The sequence below is a fragment of the Paenibacillus rubinfantis genome (assembly GCF_001486505.1).
Classification (GTDB): domain Bacteria; phylum Bacillota; class Bacilli; order Paenibacillales; family Paenibacillaceae; genus Fontibacillus; species Fontibacillus rubinfantis.
Window position 1 is genome coordinate 676,924 of the sequence record NZ_LN909063.1, and the last position, 22,108, is coordinate 699,031.

A 22,108-nucleotide genomic window follows, 5' to 3' on the forward strand; every position below is an offset into this window, starting at 1 on the left:
GCATGATCTCAGACGCTGTTCAGTATACTTCAAGTTTACATCGTGCGGCAACATCGAATAAAGTGTGGGGATTGGTTGGCGGGACGGCCGAACAACCAGAATGAGGTTGGAAGTAACTGGCCCCTTATGGTAAAATCTTCAGTAGAACTTAATCAATAAGTCGTGAAGCACACGCCTTTTGTTGTTGGATGATGAAATACCTCATCCGTCGACGAAAGGCGTTTTTTATTTTTCTATTGGAGGAGGTATAGTGAATGGGATTTCAGAAGGCGTATGCGCAGTGGCTTGAGGATCATTTGGGCCGCCGGCAAGGGGAGCGGGAGCGAAGACTTCGAGAGGGGCACGGTCATGCGGAGAAGGCATTTGTCGAAAAAGTTTGGTGGCCCGCCTTCGGGCAATTTCGGCAACTTCATCCTGAGTATGAGGTGACCGATTTCAAAGACGGCTTCCGCTATCTCGACTTTGCTTACCTTCGCTACGGGCTGCGGTTAGCAATCGAAATCGATGGATACGGCCCGCATTTGCGCAATATCAGCCGCGACCGTTTTTCAGATCAAAGCCGACGTCAAAACGACTTGATCCTGGACGGCTGGAAGGTACTGCGCTTCACCTACGACGACGTTACCGACAATCCGCGCTACTGCCAGCAAACACTACAGCAGTTTATGGGAAGGTGGTTGGGGGAGGGGGAGAACATCGAGGCGATACATTTCATTGAAAAGGAAATCCTCCGTTTATTCCTACGTGCTGAGAGCCCAGTCACTCCGTCTGAGGTTTCCCGCGGTTTGGGGATGAAGAATCAGACGGCAAGAAAATGGCTCCATCATTTAGTAGGCAAACAGTGGATTCAGCCGGCGAGTGGCACAGAACGAGTCCGTACATACATTTTGGATGAACGAGGGAGAAAGATCGTCAGCTAGTTGGGAGAATAGAGTGATTTTTTGTCTCTATTTGGGCTGGAAAGACAATTTCCGGGGAAATAAAGTGATAAAATGTCGCTATTTCCTTGACTGGACCCTATTATGCTGAAAATCGGTGGAATAGCGTTATTTATTAACGCTAAATTGCGCAAATTTCGCAGGAACGACAAAATAGGGTGAAGTTATACCGCTATTCTCTGATCAAAAGTGAAGCGGGGGCATCGCCCCCGCTAGTCTCACCGAAAATTCGGCCCCGTCACGCCGTCCTCCAATATTGGATTAGGGGGGCGTTCCGTGGAGGTGCCACCGGCGCCATTTCCGCTGGCCCCGCCTTTGCCGCTGCCCGTACCGCTGCTCCCGCGATTGCTCCCGCCACTCCCGCCACTCCCGCCACCGGCCGCGCTTCCCTTGGTGTCGCGCACCGCGACCACCGTGGGCTGGGCCGGATAGGTGTCTTTGGAGAGCAGCGTACGTTCGACTGCCTGGCCGTCCACCTTTTTGATGCGATACGTTTCTACGACATACCCCTGTTTCCCGCGTACGAGTATCTGGCGACTCCCGGCCGGGAGCGAAGTGTTCGCCACATACTTGTTAGGTGGAGGGAGGATCTCCGTCGTGCGGGATTCCAGCGAGTAGCTGACATTCTCCGGCATATCGCCGAACAGCTTCACAGTGAGTTGGCGGTTTTTGACCTCGGCGCGGATGAGGAGATGGTGGCCGGAGGTGTTTTTGAAGCGGAAGTTGATGTAGCCCTTGGCAAATGTGGCATCCTGGCCTTTGGGCAGGTAGCTGACCGGCAAGGAGTGATTACGCCGCTCCACGATCGACAACCCGGCGCGAACCGCTGCATTGTATAGCGTGCTCGACACCTGGCAAATGCCTCCGCCCACTCCGGGCACCAGCCGGCCGCCAAAAATCACCGGCGCCTCCTGGAACCCAAACGTCTTCTCCGCATATTCGATCGCTTCGTTATAATCGAAAATCTCACCGGGAGCCAGCACCCTCCCATCGATGCTGCGGGCCGCCGAGTCGACATTATGCACCCGCCCGGTTCCGCTTGTACTCAGACTCGTGGAGAACTGTACGATTTTGCGGCGGATGCCTTCTTTTTTTAACATTTCCACGGTGATCTTGGGCTGCACCGTCTTCAGCGGTACGGTAATTTGCAAGGTGGCTAGCTGCTTCGACAACGGCACCGATAAGTCCGCTGGACGCGACTTCTGCCTCGATAACGATTCATGCTGTGAATTTTTCTCCAGTCGGCGTACTTCCCCACTAATCCGCTTCGGCACCACCTCCAACAAGCGATCCCAGTCGATTCGCTGGACCGACGTTCCCGGCAGGTAGCGGATCTGATCGTTGGTCGTAATGGTCCGCACGGCGTTGACCGGTGAGCCGAACTGAGCTTTTTCCCACTCGGGCGTGAAAACAGCTTGCAGTTTCTTGGAATCGAAAGTCATGTTGAGCATCCACTGCCGATCAAAATGGTTGCGTGTCCGCACCCGCTCCCATAGAGCGCCCTCCTCCAACCGTTGTACCTCCTCACGAAAAGCCCTCGCATCAAACGTGATCCCGGCTTCCTCCCAGGTCATGTTTTTTACGTTGCCGTCCACCGTAAACACCACTTGCTTTCGGTTTAAAGCGGCGATTTCCTGGTCGAGCAGCTGCAGGGCTTCATCACGGTGGCGTCGGCCCAACTCCAATCCGGCCACAAACGTACCCGGGGGCAAAGTGTCCTGTGAGACATATAAAGCGAATGCTCCCCACAATGCCGTGCCGAGGAGCCCGACAGAGAGGAGGATGGCTGCCAAATGTTTCTTTTTCATATCCGTCTCCTTCGTGTGAAGACCTTTATTTAATAGAAAAGAACCTTGTACAACCATATGTATGATCCAACTGCCGGAAACTTTCGGGTACTCAAGAGGTAACATCTTTGTTACAATAAAGATCGGACTTGAAGGAAATTACTCAGGTTTTAAAGGATTTGGCAGGAACATGTCGAATGTTAAAAAGGGCCATCTATAGAGACGGAATCATAGATTTAGGACGTGATCAAGTGATAGAAATGCAGGATGTCTGGAAGACGTATCCGAATGGAACCCACGCCCTTAAAGGCGTTTCGGTCAAAATCGACCGTAATGAATTCGTGTATTTGGTTGGTCCCTCCGGCGCAGGGAAATCAACTTTTATGAAACTAATTTACCGGGAAGAAGTGCCTACCAAAGGGCAGATTTCCGTTAACGGTTTTAATATCGGCAAACTCAAACCTCGCAAAATTCCCTATGTGCGCCGAAACATCGGGGTGATTTTCCAAGATTTTCGGCTGCTTCCGAAGCTTTCGGCATACGAGAACGTTGCCTTTGCTTTGGAGGTTATCGAAGCCCCCAAGAAGGTCATCAAGAAACGCGTGATGGAAGTGCTCGACCTCGTCGGGCTGAAAAATAAAGCCAATCGCGATCCATCCCAACTATCCGGTGGAGAACAGCAACGGGTGGCAATCGCCCGGGCGATCGTTAATAACCCGTCCGTGATCATTGCGGACGAGCCTACGGGGAACCTTGATCCCGAGACTTCCTGGGGGATTATGCAGCTGCTGGATGAGATCAATTTCCGCGGCACCACCATCGTTATGGCTACCCACAACAAAGAGATTGTAAATACGATGCGCAAACGCGTCATCGCGATCGAACACGGCAACATCGTGCGAGACCAGCTGAGAGGGGAATACGGTTATGACTATTAGCACCTTCGTGCGGCATTTGCGGGAAGGCGCGAAAAGCGTGTTCCGTAACGGCTGGATGTCGGTAGCGTCCGTGACCTCGATCATCGTTTCGCTGCTGATCCTAGGCGTGTTCACCTTGCTTGTACTGAACGTCAATGCGTTTGCCGATGAGGCGGACAGTCAGGTGCAGATCAAGGCCTACTTGAACTCGGATGTGACCGAAGCTGTACGCGACCAGATATACAACGACATCGGCTCGATGGAAGAAGTCAGCAAAGTGACGTTGATCCCGAAGGCCGAAGGCTTGAAGGATTTCCGGGAGAAGCTGGGTGAGGAAGGCAAGGACCTGCTGGAGGGATACGACGAGACAACGAACCCAATCCCTGACACATTTGAGGTTCAGGTCATCGAGCCAACAACCGCACCTTACGTAGCCAGCAAAATTACCGCACTGAACGATAAATATGAAGAGAAGCCGATCTACAAAGTCAATTACGGACAAGGCACCGTGGAAAAATTGTTCAAAATCACCCGGGCAATCCGCAATATCGGGTTTGCTTTTGTGGCTGGTCTAGGGTTGATGGCGATGTTCCTCATCTCCAACACGATCCGGGTGACGATCTTGGCTCGCCGCCGCGAGATCGGCATCATGAAGCTGGTCGGAGCGACGAACACCTTTATTCGGTGGCCGTTTTTCGTGGAAGGTGCACTGATTGGACTGATGGGTTCGCTGATCACCGTAGGCGTGTTGTTCTTCAGTTACAACGAACTGGTGTCTTCGGTGAAAGCCGATGTTACATTGGCCATCCAGTTGGTACCCCTAAGCGAGATTGGTATGGAATTGGGCGGATTACTCGTTGGTCTTGGCCTATTGATCGGGATTTGGGGGAGTACGATGTCGATCCGGAAGTTTTTGAAGGTATAGTATAGTGCACCGCGATCAAAAGCCGAGCTTAAGAAATTTAATGAGGTTAAAAATCCGGCTTTTCAGCGCCAAGAAGGTTGGATGAAGCAAGGGAGTGAGTAGCGGAGCGTAGCTGGATGCTACGTGAGCAACGGAGCGACTGGCTGAATTCAAGATTCGACCTCGAGTTACTTCGGAGCGTTACATCGCGATCAAAAGCCGTATTTTTAACTACCTTATATGAAGGATGGGGAAACGAAGTTGAAGAAATGGGTAACCACGATCACCGTTGTCGCATTAGCTGCTTTAATTTTCCAACCGACTGAAGGCTTCGCCAAAACCATCAGCCAGATCGACAAAGAACTGAAGCAGCTTCAGGAGCAGGCCAAGCAGGCCAAAAAGCAGCAGGAGAAAGCCGCCAACCAGAAGCAGGAAGCACAGCATTACGTCAATAAAAACACCAATTATCTGAAACAATTGATGGGTCAGATCGAGGTCGTTAGCAATGAGCTCACGCAAATTTCGCTGAACATCGAGAAAACGGAGCAGGACCTGCGCACAACTGCGGAAAAATTGGACGAGACCCAAGCGCGGATCGAGGAGCGCTCTCATTTGCTCGATACCCGCGTTCGGTTGATGTATACGGATGGTGTCGTTTCCTATTTGGACGTATTGCTCTCCTCTACCAGCTTTACCGATTTCCTGGAGCGGGCTGACTCCCTGCAGGCGATTGCCGACCAGGACCATGTTCTTTTGGATGAGCATAAACGGGACAAGGAACTTATCGTACAGCAACAACAACAGCTGGAGCAGGATTATGCGAAAGTGAAGGAACTCTACGCCGAGGCCGAGACTCGCAAAAGCGACTTGGAAGCCAAGGAGAATGAGAAGCAACAGCTGATTGCCAAATACAACGCCGACATTGAAGAATCCGAAGATATCAGTGAAGAGCAAGAAGCGCTCCTGGTTGAGCTGGCAACGAAACGTGCGGCGCTTGAGCAAGAGAAGAACAAGCTGAAGGCCGCTCAGGTTTACAAATATAAAAAGAGCTCCACCGGATCCGGTGGATTTAAGGGTAACGGCGGTTCGTTCGGATTGCCCGTGGACGGCGCTCGAATTTCCTCCGGCTACGGTACGCGGATCCACCCGATCACCGGCGTGAAGAAGAAGCATACCGGCGTGGATTTCGCGGCACCACAAGGTACGGATATCCATGCAGCGGAGGATGGCGTCGTGATTGTCGCAGAATGGTGGAGCGGGTACGGCAATACGGTAATCATCGACCACGGCGACAACGTATGGACGCTTTACGGTCATATCCGCAACGGCGGGATTAAGGTGGAAAAAGGTCAGCAAGTCAAAAAAGGCGAAAAAATCGCTGAAGTGGGAAGCACCGGCAACTCCACCGGCCCACACTGCCATTTCGAGGTCCGGATTAACGGGAACCCGGTAGACCCGATGCCGTATTTGTAATAAAATAGCTATAGTGTTCGAGCGAAAACGGATACCGCCTTTTTGGGGCTGGGTCCGTTTTCCTCTTAGATTCGAGTTTTCAAATCGGGGGATGAGCACCGAGAAGGTTGGATGAAGCTAGAGACAGAGTAGCGGAGCGTAGTCGTAGGCTACGTGAGCAACGGAAGGCTCGCTGAATTCAAGATTCGACGTCGATTCAGCTCCTTAGAAATGCTTCGTGATCATAAGCCGATTTTAAAACCACCTGACTAGGATGGAAGTTTTCAAATCGGGGGATGAGCACCGAGAAGGTTGGATGAAGCTAGAGACAGAGTAGCGGAGCGTAGTCGTAGGCTACGTGAGCAACGGAAGGCTCGGCTGAATTCAAGATTCGACGTCGATTCAGCTCCTTAGAAATGCCTCGTGATCATAAGCCGATTTTAAAACCACCTTATATTGTAAATATTTCTCATGGGCGGGACATATACTATGGGACGTTCAAATTCGGACGGGCCGGGCGCGTTCCCGGGATCGTTCATCTTTTTGGAGGCGGTGATGAAGGATGTTTAAAGGTCGTACGGTAACCCTGCTCGTTGTCGCAGCCATGCTGGTCAGCAGCTTGTTGACGTTAACGCTGACGGGGGAATGGAGCTTTGCCGGAACGGGACCGCTGCGCAGCGGAAATTTTGCCGACACGGCCGGCACCGGCTCAAAAGCGGACATCAAAAAAATCGAGACGGCACTGCAGCTCGTCCAGAAAAACTACGTCGAAGACGTGGATACGAACAAATTAATCAACGGTGCCATCGACGGGATGATGAATGCGCTGGAGGATCCGTTTTCCTCCTACATGGCCCCGGATACCGCGCAGCAATTTTCGGAGCAGATTGAGGGTTCTTTTACCGGAATCGGGGCGGAAGTGTCTATGGAGAACGGCAATGTGGTTGTCGTCTCTCCGATCAAGGGCTCTCCTGCGGAAAAAGCCGGCATTCAGCCGAAGGATATCCTGCTGTCGGTGAACGGTGAATCCTTTGAAGGCTTAAGTCTAAACGAGGCGGTGGCGAAAATCCGCGGCCCGAAAGGGACGAAGGCCAAGGTGAAGGTCAAACGTGCCGGGACAGCCAATACGCTGGAATTTGAGATCGTCCGCGATGACATCGCGCTGGAAACCGTGTACGCCGAGATGAAGGAAGGCAAAATCGGGGTAATCGGGGTCACCGAATTTTCGTTAAATACAGCCGATCGCTTCAAAAAAGAACTAGCCGCCTTGGAGAAACAAGGCATGAAGGGCCTGGTTATCGATGTGCGCAACAACCCGGGCGGTGTGCTTGACGTCGTTGAGACGATGGCCGAGGTGTTCGTGCCGGAAGGCAAAGCGATCGTCCAGATCGAAGATAAGTACAAACGCCGGCAGCAGTCGGTTTCCAAAGGAAGCGGCAAATCCTATCCCATCGTTGTGGTGACAAACAAGGGCAGCGCGAGCGCCTCGGAGATCTTGGCTGGAGCTTTGCAGGAATCCGCGGGAGCGAAGCTGGTTGGGGAAGCCACCTACGGCAAAGGCACGGTGCAATCGAGCTACAGCCAGGAGATGGGCGACGGCAGTCTGCTGAAAATCACTATCGCCAAGTGGCTGACGCCAAACGGCGAGTGGATTCACAAAAAGGGGATCAAGCCGGATGTTGAGGTGTCGCAGCCGGATTATTTTACGGTAGCCCCCATTAATAAGGAAAAAACGTACCAATACGATATGCTGGGTGAAGATATCAAAAGCGCCCAAACAATGTTGAGCGGTCTCGGTTATGATCCGGGCCGGAAGGATGGCTACTTCGATAAAAATACCGAGAAGGCGCTGAAAAAGTTCCAGTCCGACCAGAAGCTGACGGCGAACGGGGTCCTGGATGCGAAAACCGCCGAGGCGTTGGAGAGCAGTGTTATCCAACAAATCCGCGATCCGAAAAACGACGCGCAGTTAAATCGCGCGCTGGAGATCGTCCGGAAGGAAATCACCTCATAGTTGTCGAAACCCTTAGAGGGCTGAAATCCGGCCCTCTTTTTTTCTGATTAGCGGAAGGAAGTACATAAGTTAATCATTCCTGATTTTCATAGAGCAAGGTTTAACTTATACCGATTAAAAGGAGCGTGAGTACCTCTTGGATCTCATTCTGGAAGGATTATGGAATCTGGCGGAAGCAGGGGCGCAGCTATTGTTGCAGCCATTCTACTATATTTCGATCATCATCGTCCTGCTGATGTATCGCAGGCAGGTGGTGCTGGAGCGCCGGCTGTTTCATGTTCGCCTGCACAGCTGGGGCTTGCAGACCTGGCGTACCGTCCTTAGCGGATTATTGGCCGGGTTGGCGGTTTCCGTCGTCTTCGTATTCCTCGGAATGAATCTGACGATGGAGGGGTTGCTCTGCCTTTGGGTGGTTACGTTCGTGTTGATGCTGTTCGGCATCCGTTATTTATGTCTGGCCTATTCGGTGGCCTTGCTTGGCATGATCCAGTTTGTGCTGAATTGGTTCCCGGGATTTACGGGCAGTGGCTTTGGGGGCGACGTCATTCGGATCGTTCGGGAAATGGACATTCCGGCGCTGTTGTGCCTGGTTGGGCTGCTGCATCTGGCCGAGGGCCTGTTGGTCCGTTGGCAAGGGGCTTCATTTGCCGGTCCGTTGTTTTTTGAAGGCAAACGGGGCCGGCTGATCGGCGGATACCAGATGCAAACCTTGTGGCCGGTGCCGCTGTTCCTGCTCGTGCCGGCGCAAACTACGGGCGGGGTGCTGCCGTGGACGCCTTTTTTTGGCGGGGATGCCTGGCAGGGTGGATTTAGCCTGATGGCGCTGCCAATCATGCTGGGGTTCTCCGAGATGACGGTGACTCTGCTGCCGAAGGGGAAAGCCCGCATCACATCGGGCTGGCTGCTGGGGTATGGCGCGGTTATCACTGTGCTGGCTTTGCTGGCCGCTTGGTGGAGCCCGCTGATGCCTGTGGCCGCGATCGCAGCGTTCGTGTTCCACGACTCGCTGATCTGGCTGAGCCGCTATGGAGAGCAGCAGCGCAGCCCGGTGTTTGTCCATCCGCAGGGGGGACTGAAGGTACTGGCGGTGCTGCCGGGCAGTCCGGCGGAGGAATTGGGCATCCGGACCGGCGAGACCATCATGAAGGTGAACGGCGTGCCGGTGCCAACCAAGGAAGATCTGCATGCGGCGCTGCGGATCAACCCGGCTTTTTGCAAGCTGGAGGTGCGTAATCTCGCGGGCGAGAGTAAATTCCTCCAGCGCGCCATCTACGCCGGCGACCACCACCAGCTCGGCGCGATCCTCGCGCCGGATGAGCTGGCGCCGGCGGCGGCACTGTCCCTTTTACACATCTCGATGTGTATAAGAGACCGCACCCGATCACCGGTGTGAAGAACGAGCATGCACCGGAGGCGGCGCGGGCAACAAAACCCCGCCTGGGAGGGTTTTCTCTCCCAGGCGGGGTTTTTGCTGCTTTGCTAACGGACCTAGATGCCGCTATTTGCATGGGATAGGCAGCTATGGGGTTTTAACGGACTCAGATGCTCTTATTTGCCTTGTTTTGGGTGCAGTTCACCTGTTTTCGCCGAGATAAGGTCTTCTCGGTCCGTTAGAGTGGGAAATCATGCGGGAAATAGCAAATAAGGTCCCTCAGGTCCGTTAAAGTTCTGCGGAGTGGGGTGGGGGCAACGGTATGTCAGGCCTTCAAGCTCACAAGCCCCCAAGCCCCCAAGCCCCCAAGCCCCCAAGCCCAAAGCTCACAAGCTCACAAGCTCACAAGCCCCCACAACCCTCTAACCCCTCAACGCACAAGTCGATACGTCCGGTAGCGGCTCTTCCCGCTGGCAACAGAAAGCTCCTGTTTGTGTGCTAACCTATGCAAAATTCGTCTGGCGTGACGGTCTGTGATCCGCAAATGTTCCGACAACTCAAGTGGACTAATGGGACGCAGTGCCCGTCGTGCAAAACGTACCGTTTCCGCCTCCAACCAATCCAAGTTGGGTTGTACCGCTGCAGTCAGAAACTTACCAATCAACGACAATACCAGCTGCTGGCATTGCTTTGGCTCCTCCACGATCGATAAGTATGCGATGGGGAGTAACGTCCAACCGTCTAGGGCTAGCAAGCTGTGACGCCAGCACAAATCCTTGAAACGCCGTACGTCCAAATCCCTTGCGTGGGGGCCGTATCCTTGAATTTCAATCGCTCCTTTCACCGACCCTGACCCAGGTAGATAAGCGAGGTCCAAGTAACGGTAGCCGTTGTTGAAATCCCGCACCTCCCATTCCGGGTATAGGTGATCGAAGTGTCCAACAGCAGGGAAACAGACGAATCGCAAAAATTCTATCGTGCCATGTCCCAACCCTTTTTGCAGGAGCTCCAACCGTCTAGGGTTCTTCTCCTCCTCCAATTGACGCGCCATCCATGTCTCAAAAGCCTGATCAAAGTTCATTCCAGCCCAACCTTCCTCTATTGGTGAAAACAAAACGCCGCCCCGATCCCATTCCACCCCATAAGGGTCGAAGGATCAAGACGGCGTGTGCTTCACGGCGTATTTGAGAATAGTGTATCGTGCTCATCCCATTCTGGCAATGGTTCTGTAGGAGGTTCCAGCACTTTGTTACTTCTAACGGACCGAGTGGCCCTTATTTCACCACTATTCTATCGAGATCAACTCTAACGGACTCCAGAGACGTTATTTTGTCCAATTTCGAGCGTTAGCACCGTTTGCCTAGCCAATAAAGGCTCTCAGGTCCGTTAGCCGGGGAAATAAGCCGGGAAATGGTAAATAGCGTCATTGAGGTCCGTTAGAGCAAAGTGGAGTACAGCAGAGCACAGAGCAGAGCACAGCGCAGATGAGAACAGCACAGCAGAGCTGAGCACAGCAGAGCACAGCAGGGCTGATCAGGGCACAGCAGAACTGAGCACAGCAGAGCACAGCTGCCTGGTCCGCTCCGGACCGTTAGGCTTCGAGGGAAGCCCAACCCTCCGTGCGAACACCCCCTGTCGCATCCACTCCTACTGCTGCAGCTGCCGCAAAACCGTGATTTCCACCCGGCGATTCTTTTGGCGGCCTTCGGTGGTGTCGTTGTCGGCGGCGGGGCGGGTGTCGGCGTAGCCCGCGTATTGGAAATGCTGTGGATCCAACTGCTCCTTATCCACAAAAAACCGCAGCACCGACAACGCTCTCGCCCCCGACAGCTCCCAGTTGTCCTTATACTCTGACGCGTATACGATCGGCAGGCTGTCGGTATGGCCTTCGATGCTGATCACCGTGTCGAGCTGACGGAACAAGCTGGCCAGCTTGGCTAGAGTCTTGGCGGATCCGCTCTTGAGGTCGGCCTTCCCGGTGTCGAACAGGAACCGGTCGCTTAATGTGATCGAGATCCCTTTGGGCAAGTCGGCCACGCGAATTTGATCCTCGAGCGAATTATCCTTGATGTACCCCTCAATCAGCTTCATCAAGTTGGCGAGCTCTTCCTCCTGCTTGCGAAAAGCGAGCTCCCGCTCCGTTAACGGAGCTTGTCCCGTGCTGTCGGCTTGCCCCGTCGTGCCTTGTCCTTCGCCTTGCTTGCTTCCGCTCTCGGCCGAGGCCGGCGGATTCTTGTGGTTGTAGCGGCTCTCCGATCCTATAATGCCGCTTCCCAGCTCCAGGATGGAATCCCCGCCTTTGAACGTCTGTTGCAGGGAGGAGGTTACCACTTCATATTTTTCCACGTCTAACCGGCTCATAGCATACATCATCACGAAAAAAATCAACAGCAGCGTAATCAAATCCGCATAGGTGATCATCCAGCGGTCCTTCGTATCGTTTCGCTCCGCACGGCGTCCGCGTCGGCGGGATTCCCGCGGTATACGGTCCGGTTCGTTGGGCTTGCTCGATCTGCTGGACGGTCTCATAGCTCATTCTCCTCGGAGCCGCGAATACGGGCACCGCTTCCGAATCCGGTCGGTTGTTCCGGCTCCGGATCTGGCAGAAGCCGCGAGGTCTCTGCAGTGAAAGACTCCAGTTTCCGCCGCACGAGCAAAGGATGATCTCCGTTCTGAATCGACAAAATCCCCTCCAGCATCATATCCATCCGGTCGAGCTCGTCGTCGCAGCGGGCTTTGATCTTGGAGGCGATCGGAAGAAAGATCAGGTTGGCACTAGCCACCCCGTACAAGGTCGCCGTAAAAGCAAGCGCAATCGAAGGACCCAGCGCCGTTGGTTCGGACAAGCTGCCGAGCACGTGGATGAGTCCCATCACCGTGCCGATAATCCCCATCGTGGGGGCATAGCCGCCGGCCGATTCGAAGATTTTGGCGTAGCCGTCGTATTTTTTGGATACCGCATCGATTTCCAGCTCCATAATCTGCCGTACCATCGCACGATCCGTCCCGTCCACCACCAGTTGAATTCCCTCGCGCAAAAAAGGATCCCGATGTTCAGCCGCCTTCTTCTCCAACGCCAACACACCTTCGCGGCGCGAAATCGACGACATGCCGACGATATCCTCGATGACGTCATCCTGTGCCGGAGATTTGCTCATAAACGCCAGCGCCAGCGCCTTTGGCACCGTACGAAGCTTGGCGACGGGGAAGCTAATCAGTACCGCGGCAAACGTTCCGCCAAACACGATTAAAGCGGCGGTGATCTGCAGTAAGCCGGCCAATTGACCGCCCTCCAGCATAAATCCGCCAACCAGAGCAGCTAGTCCAACAATGATGCCAATCAACGTTGCAATATCCATGGATTGTGTACAACTCCTATTCTCGACTTACCGTTTGCATCTATAGGATGAAAAAGGTATAATACATGGGAACACCCATTCCTATTTTGATAAATTTAGGAAGGGCCTCTAGGATAAAGCTTGGTTTATTCATCGGAATGATGACGATCCTAGTTTATATCCGTAATTAAACATTTGAGGCAACCATCTCATGTATATAAATAGAACGAATACCGGAGACGCCTCTAGTATTCCATTTTAGACGATAGGGTGATGTTGGACAATGAGTGAAATCGTGGTTAGCGACAATAAATTCGAGCTGATCTCCGAATATACGCCACAAGGCGACCAGCCGGAAGCGGTGCGACAACTGGTGGAGGGCGTGCTTGCCGGAAAAAAACACCAAACGCTGCTCGGGGCGACCGGGACGGGCAAAACGTTTACCATCGCAAATACGATAGCGAAGCTCGGACGGCCCACCCTCGTCATCGCGCACAACAAGACGCTGGCGGCGCAGCTGGCTAGTGAGTTTCGCGAATTTTTCCCCAATAACTCGGTTGACTACTTCGTCAGTTACTACGACTACTACCAGCCGGAAGCCTACATTCCTTCCTCTGACACCTACATCGAAAAAGATTCCAGCATTAATGAAGAAATCGATAAACTGCGGCACTCGGCGACAAGCTCACTGTTTGAGCGGCGGGATGTCATCATCGTGGCGAGCGTGTCGTGTATCTATGGTCTCGGTTCGCCGATGGAATACCGCAATTTGGTGCTGTCGCTGCGGGTAGGAATGGAGAAGCCACGAAACCAGATTTTAAGCCGGTTGGTGGATATCCAATATCAACGGAATGATTTGAACTTCGTGCGCGGGACGTTCAGGGTGCGCGGCGATGTGCTGGAGATCTTCCCGGCTTCACATGGGGAGAGAGCGATTCGCGTGGAGTTTTTTGGCGACGAAATCGAGCGGATCACGGAGATCGACGTGTTGACCGGCGAATTGGTTGGCGAGCGGGAGCATGTGGCGATTTTTCCGGCGTCTCACTTCGTAACCCAGGAAGAAACGATGAAGGTCGCTATCCAGAACATTGAGCGTGAACTGGAAGAGCGGCTGGAGGTATTCCGTGCGCAAGGCAAACTGCTGGAAGCCCAGCGGCTGGAGCAGCGGACGCGCTACGATATCGAAATGATGAAGGAGGTCGGCTTCTGCTCCGGGATCGAGAACTACTCGGGACCGTTAACTTTCCGTGAGCGGGGGGCGACGCCGTATACGCTGATGGATTATTTTCCGGATGATATGTTGATCGTCATCGACGAGTCTCACGTCACACTGCCGCAGATCCGGGCGATGTACAATGGGGACCAGGCGCGCAAAAACGTGCTGGTAGACCACGGGTTCCGTCTGCCGTCGGCGTTGGATAACCGTCCCCTGCGGTTTGAGGAGTTTGAGGAGAAAGCGACGCAGCTGATTTACGTTTCGGCGACGCCGGGGCCGTACGAGATCGAGCATTGCAACACGATGGTGCAGCAGATCATTCGTCCTACGGGCCTGCTGGATCCGATCATCGAGGTGCGGCCAACGAAGGGACAGATCGACGATCTGATCGGGGAAATCCGCGACCGCATCGCCAAGGACGAACGCGTGCTGGTGACGACGCTGACCAAGAAGATGGCGGAGGACTTAACCGATTACCTCAAGGAAGTGGGGATCAAGGTCAGGTATCTCCATTCCGATATCAAAACGTTGGAACGGATGAGTATTTTGCGCGACTTGCGGCTGGGGACATTCCATGTGCTGATCGGGATCAACCTGCTGCGGGAAGGACTGGATTTGCCGGAGGTGTCGCTGGTTGCGATTTTGGATGCCGACAAGGAAGGGTTCCTGCGCTCGGAGCGTTCGCTGATCCAGACGATCGGGCGGGCTGCGCGGAACTCGGACGGCCGTGTGCTGATGTACGGCGACTCGATCACCGAGTCGATGGATAAGGCAATCAAAGAAACCGAGCGGCGGCGCAGCATCCAGATCGCGTACAACGAGAAGCACGGCATCACGCCGCAGACGATCCGCAAGAAGGTTCGCGACGTGATCGAGGCCACTAAGGTAGCGGAGAGCAAAGCGGACTACCTGGCCGATGCGAAGGGTAAATTGTCCAAACGCGACCGCGAAGCGATGATCGGCCGTCTCGAGGCCGAGATGAAGGAAGCGGCGAAGAACCTGCAATTCGAACGCGCCGCCGAGCTGCGCGACGCCATTCTGGAGCTGCGGGCGGAGTGAGTAGCGGAGCGTAGGCAAACCTACGTGAGCAACGGAGCGACCGACTGAATTCAAGATTCGACGCCGAATGAACTACGAAGAATTGCTTTGTGATGCAGGGCCGGTTTTTAAGCATCAGTTCAATCTAAGCTTAAAAATCGGGTTTTCAGCACCGAGAAGGTTGGATGAAGGAGAGAGTGAGTAGCGGAGTGTAGGCAAACCTACGTGAGCAACGGAGCGACCGACTGAATTCAAGATTCGACGCCGAATGAACTACGAAGAATTGCTTCGTGATGGAAAGTCGATTTTTAAGCATCATCTATAAAAGGGAGATGAAGTTGTTGGGTAGCGAGAGCATCGTCATAAAAGGCGCGAGAGCGCATAATTTGAAAAACATAGATATCACGATCCCGCGCGATAAATTTGTCGTGCTTACGGGACTGAGCGGATCCGGGAAGTCCTCGCTGGCTTTCGATACGATTTATGCGGAAGGGCAACGCCGCTACGTTGAGTCGTTATCCGCGTATGCACGGCAGTTTTTGGGGCAAATGGATAAGCCGGATGTGGACTCGATCGAAGGGTTGTCCCCGGCCATTTCCATCGACCAGAAGACGACAAGCCGCAACCCGCGTTCGACGGTAGGGACAGTTACGGAAATTTATGACTATCTTCGCTTATTATTCGCCCGGATTGGACACCCGCATTGTCCGGATCATGGAATTGAGATCACGTCCCAGACCGTAGAACAGATGGTTGACCGGATTATGCAGTATCCGGAGCGGACGAGATTGCAGATCTTGGCCCCCGTCATCTCCGGCAAAAAAGGCGAGCACAAAAGTCTGCTCAGTGAAATCGCCAAGCAAGGCTTCGTCCGGGTTCGGGTGGATGGAGAACAACGCGATTTGTCGGAGGACATTGAACTCGAGAAGAACAAAAAACACACGATCGAGGTTATCGTTGACCGGATCGTGGTGAAGGAAGATGCGCGCAGCCGTCTGGCCGACTCCATTGAAACGGCGCTCAAAATGTCCGGCGGGCAAATTCTCGTCGATATTATCGACCAAGAAGAGCTTCGCTTTAGCTCCAACTATGCCTGCCCAATTTGCGGGTTCAGTATCGAAGAGCTGTCGCCGCGAATGTTTTCGTTTAACAGTCCGTTTGGGGCGTGCCCGGAATGCGACGGACTTGGCGTAAAAATGATCATCGATAAGGATCTGCTGATTTCGGATCCTTCCAAGTCGATTGAGGAGGGTGCCTTTGCAGCGTGGGCGGGTGGCACCTCCAACTACTATCCGCAGTTCCTGAGATCGGTTTGCGAGCATTTTCATATTCCACAAAATGTACCGGTCTCTGAGTTGACGGCGGATCAGATGGACAAGCTGCTGTACGGGACCGGCGATGTGAAGGTTCGGTTCCGGTATGAGAACGACTTCGGCATGAGTCGGGATGCTTACGTTACGTTTGAAGGGGTTATTCCTAACCTGGAACGGCGTTACCGGGACACCGCCTCGGAGGGGATTCGCGAGTTTATAGAGGAGTTTATGGGCTCCAAGCCTTGCGGTACCTGTCATGGACATCGATTGAAGAAGGAAGTCTTGGCGGTAACGGTGAACGACCAGAACATCGCGCATGTGACGTCTTTGGCGGTAGGTGAAGCAAGGGAGTTTTTCAGCAACCTGGAGCTTTCGGACAAAGAAAAATCCATCGCCAACCTGATCTTGAAGGAGATCAACAGCCGGCTTGGGTTCCTGGTGAACGTCGGTTTGGAATATTTGACGCTGAGCCGTGCGGCTGGCACGTTGTCCGGTGGTGAAGCGCAGCGGATTCGACTGGCTACGCAAATCGGTTCCAGCCTGATGGGCGTTCTGTACATCTTGGACGAACCCAGCATCGGGCTGCATCAACGGGATAATGATAAGTTGATCTCAACGCTGACTCATATGCGGGATCTCGGCAATACGTTGATCGTCGTCGAGCATGACGAGGATACGATGATGGCAGCCGACCATATCATTGATATCGGGCCCGGCGCAGGCATTCACGGCGGCCAAGTGATCTCGCAGGGGACGCCGCAGGAGGTCATGAACGACCCGCGCTCTTTGACCGGCCAGTATTTAAGCGGCAAGAAGTTTATTCCGGTGCCATTGTCACGCCGCAAGCCGGATGGCCGTTGGCTGGAGATCAAAGGAGCCAAGGAGAACAACCTGAAGAACATCAACGTGAAAATCCCGATAGGTGTATTTTCGGCGGTAACCGGGGTATCTGGCTCGGGCAAGTCGACGCTCGTGAACGAGATTTTGTATAAAACGTTGGCTCGCGATTTGAACCGGGCAAGAGTGCGTCCAGGGCAATACAAGGAGATCAAAGGGCTTGAGCACGTGGATAAGGTTGTTGATATCGACCAATCCCCGATCGGCCGCACGCCGCGCTCCAACCCGGCAACCTATACCGGCGTATTTGACGATATCCGTGATCTGTTCTCGCAAACAACTGAAGCGAAGGTGCGGGGCTACAAGAAAGGCCGCTTCAGCTTTAACATCAAAGGCGGCCGGTGCGAAGCCTGCAAAGGCGACGGCATCATCAAAATCGAAATGCACTTCCTGCCCGACGTGTATGTTCCTTGTGAAGTCTGCAAAGGCAAACGGTACAACCGGGAGACACTGGAAGTGAAATATAAGAATAAAAGTATCGCCGATGTGCTGGAAATGACAATCGAGGATGCCACGGACTTTTTCCAAAACATTCCGAAAATTCATCGCAAGCTGCAAACGCTGCTGGATGTCGGTTTGGGGTACGTCACCCTGGGGCAACCGGCGACCACGTTGTCTGGCGGGGAAGCCCAACGCGTGAAGTTAGCCTCGGAATTGTATCGCCGCAGCACCGGCAAAACGATTTATATCCTAGACGAACCCACAACTGGCTTGCATGTCGACGATATTGACCGGTTGCTGAAGGTACTCCATCGTCTGGTCGACTCCGGAGAAACGGTGCTCGTGATTGAGCACAACCTGGACGTCATCAAGACGGCCGATTACCTGATTGACTTAGGTCCGGAAGGCGGGAGCGGGGGAGGTACAGTGATCGGTACCGGAACGCCGGAGGACATCGTGAAAGTGGAACAATCCTATACTGGGCGTTACCTGGCCCCTATCCTCAAGCGGGATGCCGAACGCACTGCGGAGCTAAACGAAGTGGAAGAGAAGGATCGGGAAGTGGTGTAGAAGAAAGAAAAATGTAGCGGTCTCTATGATTTGAGACGGCTACATTTTTTGTTTATAAACAGAAGGGCTATAAGGGCGGTTGGCTCGCGCATCTCCGCTCTTTATTTATCACATATTTTACTTGAAAGACCAACGTTTACGAGGCGATACCCGCCTCAAGAATCTGACTTAACTGCTCCTGGAACGTTGGGACTCCGACGCGCAGGACAAACTCATGGAACGATTCGGAGGGATTCCGATTCGTTTTGTAGAACAGCAGCAGCTGCTCAAGGACATAGGCGACTTGATCGCCTTTAACGCGCCCTTTGAGCGCTTGGTTAAACTGAGCTTGAGGACCGTCCACCCCGCCACCCAAAGTACCGCCTACGGCAATATCAAATGCGTCGACCATACCTTCCGGGGTCTTGACTAGGGAACCCTGCAGTCCGATATCGGCGATATGTTTCTGTCCGCAGGCATTAGGGCAGCCAATAAAGTGGATACGGACTTTTTCGTCCAATTCCACATGTTGGTCCAGGTACTCGGCCACTTCGGCCGCACGGCGTTTCGTTTCTACGATCGCCAGGTTGCAAAATTCATTGCCCGTGCAAGAGACGGTCCGGCTCATAAAATGCTTCGGAAACGGCGTTAACCGCTGCAGTACGGGCGCTTGGAGCGCTTCCTCGACCTTGTCGTCCGGAATGCCGCTGAGCAAAATATTTTGCGACATGGTGGTGCGGATTTTGCCTTCGCCGTATTGGTCAGCCACATCGGCGAGTTGCTCCAGTTCCTCGGCATTCAGTCGACCAACAGGTACATTCAGGCCGATGTAATTCAGGCCTTCTTGCTTCTGCGGATGCACCCCGTCGAAATAGGCGGCTTGCCAGCCGACGGTTTTGTCTTCCCCGCGTGACTCGAGCTCGCCAACTTGTTCGACCAGCTTCTCCTTGAATTTCTCCGGTCCCCAATCAGCAACCAGATATTTCAGGCGGGCGTGGTGGCGTTTTTCCCGGTAGCCATAATCGCGGAAAATTGTGGTGACCCCTATCGCAACCTTCAGCACTTCTTCTGGTTTAACGAAAATATCCAGCGGTTTGGCCAAATGCGGCTTCGCGGATAAACCGCCGCCAACCATGGCGTGGAACCCAATGACCTCTTTTCCATCAATTACTTTAACCGCCGGGGTAAAGGCCAGATCGTTGATTTCTGCCTGTGCGTTATTGTAGATATTTGCGGAGATCGACATTTTGTATTTTCGTGGCAAGTTGGAGAAGTCGCGGTTCAACAGGAAAAATTGGTTAACCTCTTCAACAATCTCCGTCGTATCGATTAACTCATCTTTGTCGATTCCGGCGAGCGGATTGCCGACGATGGTCCGTGGGCAGTCGCCGCACGCTTCGAACGAATACAGCCCTACATCCTCCAGCCTTTTGAAAATATCGGGCAAATGCTCAACCCGCAGCCAATGGAATTGGATGGCTTGCCGCGTCGTCACGTCCACTAGGTCGCGGCCATACAACCGAGCGATATCCACCAGAGCACGCGCTTGCTGCGTGGTCATGATTCCGGAATTGATACGCACGCGCATCATGAAGTGTCCATCCTTTGGTTTCTGCTGATACACGCCGGCCCATTTGAAACGGTCCATATCGTCCGCAGGAATGGAGTCATAGCCTTTAACCGCATACTCCTCAATAATCGTACGGATGACGTCCAGCCCGTCTTTTTCCAATTTGACGAATTCGAATTTGTTTAATTTCTCCGGTTCCGCGGTCCATATCGGTTCATAAGCCATGCGATACCCTCCCTTTGATCCCTGTGTGGTAATGAATCCTTAGCTGGATTCCGCTTTATTTAATTCCGACAACAAAACTATGAATAATGTTATTTTTCATGGTACCATAGTTAAGAATTAGCGTAAATAAAGAAAGGGACTTCTGGATATAAAACTTACTTATGAAGAGTTAAAGATCTGGTGATAATGTATTTGTCAATGACACCTGACGTAAAATAAGGGGTAAATTCGGCGGCAAGCATGTGATTTTAGCGAAAAGTTTGACAAAATCTTGTCTTTCCTCTTGCATCCGAACCGGAGGGAAGATAACATAGAAGAAGAGTTGTGATTTCGTGGATTTCAAGAGGAGGTTTCGCGATGTTGCTCGAAGCAGCGCAAGAAGCGGCAAAAACGACGACATTTAATGGGTTCGATATTTTTATGATTTTGTTTACGATCATCATTTTGATCGGCGTCATCCGCCTGGTGACTGAGCGTCCAAAGAAGAACTTGTTCGCCATCGGTTTCGGGATCATCAGCCTGTTGGTCTTTTTGGCGTCAGATGCGATTATGATCAAAACTTGGTTCAGCTAAAACCAAACCCAAGTGAGTGATACATATTTCACGATATGAATAAGCCAAGACACCTTGTTCCTGAAGAAGGGATAAGGTGTCTTTTCAATTTACAGGATCTGGATTATAATAAGGGACAGGTGAAGCACACCTTGACATCATTGGATGGCGAGGTGTGTTTTTTATTTGTGATAATTGGATGAATTTATCAGAAAAGCAAGAACGAAGGAGGTTGATGGAAGGAGGAAAGCGAATTAGTGAGGATATATATACCGAGTTACCTGCCAAAAGTAAATCGAAGGAGAGATGGATTTGAAGAAACTACTTGCTGTTTTGCTGGTTGGGAGTGTCTGCTTAGGGTTTGTGAATAGCAGCGATAGCGTAAAGGTGTCCGCCAAACAAGCGAAGTCGAATGTGGCCGTGCTTGTGGATGGTCGCAAAATCAAATTCCAAGGCGGCGATCCTTTTATGGTAAACGGACGTGTCCAAGTGCCGCTCCGTGGGGTTGGGGAAGCCCTAGGGGCGCGTGTGGAGTTTAATGGGCCTGAGAAGAAAGTGAAATACGCCAAGGGAGACAAATCGATCGAATTAACGATCGGCAGCCAACAGGCGGTTGTTGATGGCCAATCCGTAACTATGGATACAACAGCAAAAGCAATTCAAGGACGCACTTATGTCCCGCTAAGATTTGTCAGTGAAAATCTAGGGGAGAGCGTAAGTTGGGATTCGGTTGGACAGTGGGTTTGGATCGGGGAAAAGACGCTGCCAAATACGGATAATCTGCCGATGCAATCTTTGGATAAGTTTAAGAAGTATTACACCAAGGATACGAAATTATTGAACAACTTTAGAAGAGTGCCATATGAAGGGATTAAGGTTTTCCAAAGCGAGCAGCTTCCGTTGAGACTAAGTAAAGGAAATGAGGTTTACAGCATCTCCAAAGTGAAAATTGACGGTGAGAATTTTGTTGCTGTACGCAGCAATCAAATAGGTACTCCAATTTACTTTATGGTTGAGAATGGTTCGGCTAAATACAGAAGGGAGGTACTGTGGAGAACAGAAGAACATTCTGACGGTACCGTGACCAGTTATTTCTCTGTAAAAAGTGAGGATGATGTTTTTGTTAATGGGGAGCTTGTTGGTGGAGACTGGACTAAGTTTGATCTTAAATCTGCGGATTATATAGCTTTTAGAACCGAATTTCCTGATGAGTACATTGTAGCGATTGTAAACCCATTTAAGTAAGTCAAAGTGAGGAAATAGAGATGCTTAAAAGAGGGATGAAGGTATCTTTAAGTCTATGTATCTTCATCAGTTCGTTCTTGCTTTTTTTCGGACAGGCTAGTGCTATTGATAAAAACAGAATGTACCAAGACCCCAAAGATCCAAACGTTTGGTATTTTGTAGGGATGGTGTATTACGAAGTGTGGAAATATGCAACAGGGGATGAAAGTGACCGAAGCAGTTGGACTTATGGGGTTATGCCTGGTGATTCTGTACCTGTCGATGGTTTTGACTATGAATTCGTCTTTTCTGCTGGAGAGAAAGTCAAGAATGTGACTGTATCGAAATTTGACTATAATGG

General features: G+C 52.4%; 15 protein-coding genes. 10 read left to right on the forward strand and 5 right to left on the reverse strand.

Annotated features, from left to right (window positions below; all coding sequences use genetic code 11):
• Positions 1–254: 254 nt before the first annotated feature.
• The gene (locus tag BN3277_RS08140; RefSeq protein ID WP_059041741.1) at positions 255–920 is read left to right on the forward strand and encodes a PDDEXK family nuclease; all 666 of its coding nucleotides are present in this window, start codon (positions 255–257) and stop codon (positions 918–920) included.
• Between the two features lie 236 nt (positions 921–1,156).
• On the opposite strand, the gene BN3277_RS08145 is transcribed toward BN3277_RS08140, so the two are convergent.
• On the reverse strand, positions 1,157–2,746 hold the full coding sequence (locus BN3277_RS08145; protein WP_059041742.1) for a VanW family protein: 1,590 nt from the start codon (positions 2,744–2,746) through the stop codon (positions 1,157–1,159).
• Positions 2,747–2,976: 230 nt separating this feature from the next.
• On the opposite strand from BN3277_RS08145, the gene ftsE reads away from it, so the two are divergent.
• The 5 genes from ftsE (at position 2,977) to BN3277_RS08170 (ending at position 9,405) form a co-directional block, all read left to right on the forward strand.
• Positions 2,977–3,663, forward strand: coding sequence for a cell division ATP-binding protein FtsE (gene ftsE, locus BN3277_RS08150; protein ID WP_059041842.1), 687 nt, complete (start codon positions 2,977–2,979; stop codon positions 3,661–3,663).
• The gene (gene ftsX, locus BN3277_RS08155) at positions 3,653–4,567 is read left to right on the forward strand and encodes a permease-like cell division protein FtsX (RefSeq protein ID WP_059041743.1); all 915 of its coding nucleotides are present in this window, start codon (positions 3,653–3,655) and stop codon (positions 4,565–4,567) included. Before ftsE ends, ftsX begins: the two co-directional genes overlap by 11 nt.
• A 240-nt stretch (positions 4,568–4,807) precedes the next feature.
• A complete protein-coding gene (locus BN3277_RS08160; protein ID WP_059041744.1) occupies positions 4,808–6,019 on the forward strand; it encodes a murein hydrolase activator EnvC family protein in 1,212 nt (403 codons plus the stop codon).
• A gap of 541 nt (positions 6,020–6,560) precedes the next feature.
• On the forward strand, positions 6,561–8,012 hold the full coding sequence (locus BN3277_RS08165; RefSeq protein ID WP_059041745.1) for a S41 family peptidase: 1,452 nt from the start codon (positions 6,561–6,563) through the stop codon (positions 8,010–8,012).
• A 136-nt stretch (positions 8,013–8,148) separates the two neighbouring features.
• Positions 8,149–9,405: a PDZ domain-containing protein gene (locus BN3277_RS08170; RefSeq protein ID WP_059041746.1), complete on the forward strand. Its 1,257-nt coding sequence runs from the start codon at positions 8,149–8,151 to the stop codon at positions 9,403–9,405.
• A 409-nt stretch (positions 9,406–9,814) separates the two neighbouring features.
• Here BN3277_RS08170 and BN3277_RS08175 read toward each other — a convergent pair whose 3' ends face one another.
• The 3 genes from BN3277_RS08175 to BN3277_RS08185 form a co-directional block, all read right to left on the reverse strand.
• On the reverse strand, positions 9,815–10,465 hold the full coding sequence (locus tag BN3277_RS08175; RefSeq protein WP_059041747.1) for a hypothetical protein: 651 nt from the start codon (positions 10,463–10,465) through the stop codon (positions 9,815–9,817).
• A 566-nt stretch (positions 10,466–11,031) separates the two neighbouring features.
• Entirely contained in the window at positions 11,032–11,913 is an 882-nt protein-coding gene (locus tag BN3277_RS08180) for a flagellar motor protein MotB (RefSeq protein WP_059041748.1), read from the reverse strand.
• On the reverse strand, positions 11,910–12,743 hold the full coding sequence (locus BN3277_RS08185) for a flagellar motor protein (protein WP_059041749.1): 834 nt from the start codon (positions 12,741–12,743) through the stop codon (positions 11,910–11,912). The genes BN3277_RS08180 and BN3277_RS08185 overlap by 4 nt, the downstream gene beginning before the upstream one ends.
• Before the next feature lie 262 nt (positions 12,744–13,005).
• Here BN3277_RS08185 and uvrB point away from each other — a divergent pair, with 262 nt between their 5' ends.
• Both uvrB and uvrA read left to right on the forward strand, forming a co-directional pair.
• Entirely contained in the window at positions 13,006–14,997 is a 1,992-nt protein-coding gene (gene uvrB / locus BN3277_RS08190) for an excinuclease ABC subunit UvrB (RefSeq protein WP_059041750.1), read from the forward strand.
• Between the two features lie 320 nt (positions 14,998–15,317).
• A complete protein-coding gene (gene uvrA, locus BN3277_RS08195; RefSeq protein WP_059041843.1) occupies positions 15,318–18,197 on the forward strand; it encodes an excinuclease ABC subunit UvrA in 2,880 nt (959 codons plus the stop codon).
• A gap of 136 nt (positions 18,198–18,333) precedes the next feature.
• Here uvrA and BN3277_RS08200 read toward each other — a convergent pair whose 3' ends face one another.
• Complete coding sequence (locus BN3277_RS08200; protein WP_059041751.1) at positions 18,334–19,971, reverse strand: nitrite/sulfite reductase; 1,638 nt, start codon at positions 19,969–19,971, stop codon at positions 18,334–18,336.
• A gap of 357 nt (positions 19,972–20,328) precedes the next feature.
• On the opposite strand from BN3277_RS08200, the gene BN3277_RS08205 reads away from it, so the two are divergent.
• Both BN3277_RS08205 and BN3277_RS08210 read left to right on the forward strand, forming a co-directional pair.
• Positions 20,329–20,544, forward strand: a complete 216-nt coding sequence (locus BN3277_RS08205) for a DUF2759 family protein (RefSeq protein WP_059041752.1) — start codon at positions 20,329–20,331, stop codon at positions 20,542–20,544.
• A 291-nt stretch (positions 20,545–20,835) separates the two neighbouring features.
• Positions 20,836–21,768 (forward strand): copper amine oxidase N-terminal domain-containing protein, encoded by a 933-nt coding sequence (locus tag BN3277_RS08210; protein ID WP_059041753.1) that lies wholly within the window; start codon positions 20,836–20,838, stop codon positions 21,766–21,768.
• The last annotated feature ends 340 nt before the right edge of the window (positions 21,769–22,108 follow it).

What these genes read in the sequence shown, in the direction of transcription:
- BN3277_RS08140 (WP_059041741.1), top strand. Translation starts at nt 255, where the DNA reads ATGGGATTTCAGAAGGCGTATGCGCAGTGGCTTGAGGATCATTTGGGC.
- uvrB (WP_059041750.1), top strand. Translation starts at nt 13,006, where the DNA reads ATGAGTGAAATCGTGGTTAGCGACAATAAATTCGAGCTGATCTCCGAA.
- BN3277_RS08205 (WP_059041752.1), top strand. Translation starts at nt 20,329, where the DNA reads ATGTTGCTCGAAGCAGCGCAAGAAGCGGCAAAAACGACGACATTTAAT.
- BN3277_RS08165 (WP_059041745.1), top strand. Translation starts at nt 6,561, where the DNA reads ATGTTTAAAGGTCGTACGGTAACCCTGCTCGTTGTCGCAGCCATGCTG.
- BN3277_RS08175 (WP_059041747.1), bottom strand. Translation starts at nt 10,465, where the DNA reads ATGAACTTTGATCAGGCTTTTGAGACATGGATGGCGCGTCAATTGGAG.
- BN3277_RS08180 (WP_059041748.1), bottom strand. Translation starts at nt 11,913, where the DNA reads ATGAGACCGTCCAGCAGATCGAGCAAGCCCAACGAACCGGACCGTATA.
- BN3277_RS08145 (WP_059041742.1), bottom strand. Translation starts at nt 2,746, where the DNA reads ATGAAAAAGAAACATTTGGCAGCCATCCTCCTCTCTGTCGGGCTCCTC.
- BN3277_RS08185 (WP_059041749.1), bottom strand. Translation starts at nt 12,743, where the DNA reads ATGGATATTGCAACGTTGATTGGCATCATTGTTGGACTAGCTGCTCTG.
- ftsX (WP_059041743.1), top strand. Translation starts at nt 3,653, where the DNA reads ATGACTATTAGCACCTTCGTGCGGCATTTGCGGGAAGGCGCGAAAAGC.
- BN3277_RS08200 (WP_059041751.1), bottom strand. Translation starts at nt 19,971, where the DNA reads ATGGCTTATGAACCGATATGGACCGCGGAACCGGAGAAATTAAACAAA.